The 3,924-nt window shown below is 74.3% G+C and carries 4 protein-coding genes; 2 read left to right on the forward strand and 2 right to left on the reverse strand.

The features are described from left to right. Together VGR37_13425 and VGR37_13430 are read left to right on the forward strand one after the other, a co-directional pair. The coding region (locus tag VGR37_13425; GenBank protein HEV2148397.1) for an N-acetylmuramoyl-L-alanine amidase at positions 1–548 on the forward strand (548 nt) is incomplete at its 5' end. Next, the gene (locus VGR37_13430) at positions 548–1,528 is read left to right on the forward strand and encodes an NAD(P)H-quinone oxidoreductase (protein HEV2148398.1); all 981 of its coding nucleotides are present in this window, start codon (positions 548–550) and stop codon (positions 1,526–1,528) included. The genes VGR37_13425 and VGR37_13430, both read left to right, overlap by 1 nt. Before the next feature lie 50 nt (positions 1,529–1,578). Here VGR37_13430 and VGR37_13435 read toward each other — a convergent pair whose 3' ends face one another. Both VGR37_13435 and VGR37_13440 read right to left on the reverse strand, forming a co-directional pair. Further along, a complete protein-coding gene (locus tag VGR37_13435) occupies positions 1,579–3,618 on the reverse strand; it encodes a zinc-dependent metalloprotease (GenBank protein HEV2148399.1) in 2,040 nt (679 codons plus the stop codon). Next, the coding region (locus VGR37_13440; GenBank protein HEV2148400.1) for a DUF5118 domain-containing protein at positions 3,619–3,924 on the reverse strand (306 nt) is incomplete at its 5' end.

Here is a 3,924-nt window from a genome sequence, read left to right on the forward strand (position 1 = left end):
CCATCGACCCGGGGCACCCGCCCGCCGGCGCCACCGGCCCCACCGGGCTGACCGAGGCCGAGGCCAACCTCGCCATCGGCACCCGCCTGGCGGACCGGCTCCGGGCGCGCGGCGCGGAGGTGCTGATGACCCGCACCGCCAACGTCCCGGTCGGGCTGGCCGAGCGGACCGGGATGGCGGTGGCCGGCGACGCGCACCTGCTGGTCTCGGTGCACAACAACGCCTTCGGCGAGGGCGTGAACCCGTTCCGCAGCCACGGGACGAGCACCTACTACTTCCACCCCTTCTCCGCGGCGCTGGCGCGGGAGCTGGACCGGGAGATCGTCGGCGTCACGCGGATCCCCGACCTGGGGGCGCGGCAGTCCAACCTGGCGCTGGTGCGCCCCACCTGGATGCCGACCACCCTCACGGAGTCGCTGTTCATGCTGATCCCGGAGCAGGAGGCGGCGCTGCGGAACCCGGAGTTCCTGGACCGCCTGGCCGACGCGCACGTCCGCGGGATCGAGGCCTTCCTCCGCGGCCGTGCCGCGGGCGCCCCGGCCCACTGATGCGCGCGGTGACCATCGCCCGCCCCGGCGGGCCGGAGACCCTCTCGCTGGCCGAGCGCCCCCTCCCGGAGCCGGGTCCCGGCGAGATCCGGGTACGGGTGCACGCCTCCGCGCTGAACCGCGCCGACCTGCTGCAGCGCATGGGCCGCTACCCCGCCCCGCCCGGGGCGCCGCAGGACGTCCCCGGGCTGGAGTACGCGGGCGAGGTGGACGCGGTGGGCGAGGGCGCCGGCCTCTGGGCGGTGGGGAACCGGGTGATGGGGATCGTGGGCGGCGGCGGCCACGCCGAGTACGTCGTGGTGCACGAGCGCGAGGCCATGCGGATCCCGCACGACCTCCCGGTGGAGGAGGCGGCGGCCGTCCCCGAGGCCTTCCTCACCGCCTACGACGCGCTCTTCCGCCGGCTGGAGCTGGAGGTGGGGGAGCGGGTGCTGATCCACGCCGTGGGGAGCGGCGTCGGCACCGCCGCGGTGCAGCTCGCCCACACCGCGGGCGCCACGACGATCGGCACCTCGCGCACGGCGGAGAAGCTGCGCCGCGCGGAGGAGCTGGGGCTGGACGTGGGGATCGACACCTCGCGCGAGGAGCTCCCCGCCGCGCTGGAGAGCGCCACCTACGGGAGCGGGGTGCACGCCGTGCTGGACCTGGTGGGCGGGAAGGTGCTGGAGGCGTCGCTGCGCGGGCTGGCGCAGGGCGGGAGGGTGGTGGTCGTGGGCACGGTGGCCGGCTCCAGGGTGGAGCTGGACCTGGGGCTGATCCTCCGCCGACGGATCCGCATCGTCGGCACGGTGATGCGCTCCCGCCCGCTGGAGGAGAAGATCGCCCTGGCGCGGGAGTTCTCCAGCACCGTGCTCCCGCTGCTCTCCTCCGGGAAGATCCGCCCCGTGATCGACCGCACCTACCCCTTCGCCGACATCGCCGAGGCCCACCGCTACATGGAGTCCAACGACTCCTTCGGCAAGATCGTGCTCACCTGGTGACGACGCCCCCGCCGGGATTTCCCGGCGGGGGCGCCGCTCCGCACTTCGCACTACTTCGCCTCCAGGATCCTCCCGATCTGGTCCCGCGCCGCCTCCAGGGCGCGCAGCTCGCCGCGAAGGAGCGCCTGCGCCTCGGTGGGCACGGCGGCGGCCGTGGAGCCGGCGGGGCGCGCGGGCGGGCTCGCCCGCACTTCGACCTCCGCCAGGTAGATCCGCTGCAGGTTGCGGCGGAAGGGGTCCACCTCCACCCTCCCCCCTTCCAGCTCGCTCCAGATCCCCCGCCGCACGTCGCCCAGCATCTCGCCCACGGTGTACACCTGCGACGCATCGGCCGCCAGCGCCTCGAACTCGGTCATCCGCCGCATCCGGGCGTCGTTCAGGAGCTGCTGGAGGATGCCGCGCTGCGCGCTGCCGATGCGGCTCATCGCCCCCTCCACCTCGATGCGCCGGAGGATCTCCGGGTCCAGGAAGAAGCGCGGCGTGCGGAACGCCTCCTCGTTCAGGAAGCGCACCGCCTCCCGCTGGCGCGCGCGGGCCACCGGGGTGAAGCGCACCCCCTCCTGCCCGCCCCGCTTCTCCTGCGAGTCCACTCCGCCCACTAGGATCGCCACGTGCCCCAGCTCCGTCCGCCACTGGCCCACCAGCCGGGTGTACAGCTCGTGCAGGTCGGCGAAGTCCTCGCCCGGCCGCACCGTGGCGGGGATCAGCAGGGGGACGGTCCGGCGGACGTTGCGCAGCCCCATGCGGGTGGAGTACACCGGGTCCGCGTCGCCCACGGCCTCGATGTGGTCGCCCGGGTCGGCGCCGCTGCTCCCCACGGTGGTGAAGCGCAGGTACGGCTTGCGGTCCTGCTCGCGCGCCCAGGCGTCCAGCACCGGGCGCTCCTCCTCCGGGGTGCGCGCCTCCGGGATCGGCCGGTACCCCCACGCGGTGGCGAAGCGGTCGTAGGGGCCCACCACGGGGACGAGCAGCTCCGGCGGAACGCGGTCCTCGGGCTGCGCCACGTAGTTGAAGCGCGAGTAGTCCATGATGGAGGGCGTGTGCCGCATCCGCCGCAGGAAGCCCACGCTGCGCAGGCTGTCGGCCGGGTAGGTGGCGCTCGCCTTGTGGTTGTGGGGGAAGCCCAGCGTGTGCCCCACCTCGTGCGCCACCACGTAGCGCAGCAGCTCGCCCATCAGCGAGTCCGGGAAGGGGACGCGCCGCGCCCGCGGATCGAGCGGCGCCACCTGCCCGAAGTACTGGCTGCGCAGGACGTTCAGGATGTTGTGGTAGATCCGGATGTCGGCCTCCAGGATCTCCCCGGTGCGCGGGTCCACCACCCGCGGCCCCGTCGCGTTCTCCATCTCGGAGGGGAGCCAGCGCACCACGGAATGGCGCGCGTCCTCGGCCGACCAGTCCGGGTCCTCCGCCGGGGTGGGCGCGTCGCGCGCCACGATGGCGCCCCGGAACCCGGCCGCCTCGAACGCCGGCTGCCAGTCCTCGATCCCCCGCTTCACGTACGGGACCCACTGGGCCGGCGTGGCCGGGTCCACGTAGAAGACGATGGGCTTCACCGGCTCGGAGACCTCCGCGGAGGGGTCCCGCTTCTCCAGCCGCCACCGCGAGATGTAGGTGCGGCGCGCGGCGCGGTGCTCTTCCGTGCCGAAGTCGCGCCGGGTCACGCCGAAGAACCCCACCCGCGAATCGTGCAGGCGCGGCCTCATGGGCTTCTCCGGGAGGCGCACCATGCTCCAGTGCACCACCACGCTCGCGGTGCGCGCGCCGGGTCGCAGCTCCTCGGGGACGCTGGGGGAGGCGGGCGGGGTGACGGTGTAGGTCTGCGTGGCCTCCACCTCCACGTTGTCCGGGAAGGCGGCCACCCGCTCGATGAAGGAGCGCGACGCGTCCAGCGAGCCGCGCAGCGCGTTTCCCACCCCGAACTCCGGCGTGCTGGTGGTGAAGAGCCGCGTCACGTCGATCACCGCGGAGCCGTCCGGCCCCCACGCCTCCACGTTGAAGACCGCCACCACGGGCTCGTAGTTGGCCGCCTCCACCGCACGGGCGATGGGGAGCGCGGTGTCGGCCACGATGTCGTACGAGACGCTGCGCAGCTACACCCGGTTGTCGCGCCGCTCCCAGCGGAGCACGTGGTTCGCCACCGCCTGCCCGCCGTACCCGGAGCCCAGCATGTTGCGGGCGATCTGGGAGACCAGGAGCATCTCCTTCCCCAGCTCCTTCGCCGGGATCTCGTAGTAGAGCCTGCTCCCCACGCGGTGGGTGGTGAACAGTCCCTGCCGGGTCTGGGCGCGCGCCGTGACGACCTGCGCGTACGGCTTCGGGCCGGGCTCGCCGGGCGCGCCCCCGCCCCCCTGCGCCGCGGCGGCAGGGCGCTCCCCACTGGCGGCGGGGGGCGCTTC

It is taken from the genome of Longimicrobiaceae bacterium (assembly GCA_035936415.1).
Lineage (GTDB): Bacteria > Gemmatimonadota > Gemmatimonadetes > Longimicrobiales > Longimicrobiaceae > JAFAYN01.

What these genes read in the sequence shown, in the direction of transcription:
- VGR37_13430 (HEV2148398.1), top strand. Translation starts at nt 548, where the DNA reads ATGCGCGCGGTGACCATCGCCCGCCCCGGCGGGCCGGAGACCCTCTCG.